The following is a 480-nucleotide window of genomic DNA, read 5'->3' on the forward strand; positions in this document are numbered from 1 at the left end:
CAGCTGAGCTACGTAGCCATTTACGTTAACCGTAAATTTTATGAAAACATTCAGGAATATGGCTGGGGTACCTGGATTCGAACCAGGGCATGCCAGGATCAAAACCTGGTGCCTTACCGCTTGGCGATACCCCACCTGACTATTCTCATTAAAATCTTGTTGTTACCAGTTCGTTATTTTTGGTGCTTTACGTTTTAGTTATGGTTGTTTTCAGCATTATGGCTGGGGTACCTGGATTCGAACCAGGGTATGCCAGGATCAAAACCTGGTGCCTTACCGCTTGGCGATACCCCACCTGAAAATAACACACTAAAACTTAAACCCGAAACGAAACCAGTTCAACTCGATTTAAGTATAACCGACGAAGAAAATGGTGCGGGAGGCGAGACTTGAACTCGCACACCTTGCGGCGCCAGAACCTAAATCTGGTGCGTCTACCAATTTCGCCACTCCCGCAAAGATGGTGGCTACGACGGGAAT

At 46.9% G+C, this 480-nt stretch carries 3 tRNA genes; all 3 read right to left on the bottom strand.

Annotated elements, in window-relative coordinates:
* Nucleotides 1–59: 59 nt before the first annotated feature.
* A tRNA-Gln gene (locus AAC147_RS09625) sits at nt 60–134 on the bottom strand.
* 85 nt (nt 135–219) lie between these two features.
* Nucleotides 220–294, bottom strand: a tRNA-Gln gene (locus tag AAC147_RS09630).
* A gap of 77 nt (nt 295–371) precedes the next feature.
* Nucleotides 372–456, bottom strand: a tRNA-Leu gene (locus AAC147_RS09635).
* Nucleotides 457–480: the final 24 nt, after the last annotated feature.

This window comes from Xenorhabdus sp. NBAII XenSa04 (genome assembly GCF_963866145.1).
Taxonomy (GTDB): Bacteria; Pseudomonadota; Gammaproteobacteria; order Enterobacterales; family Enterobacteriaceae; genus Xenorhabdus; species Xenorhabdus indica.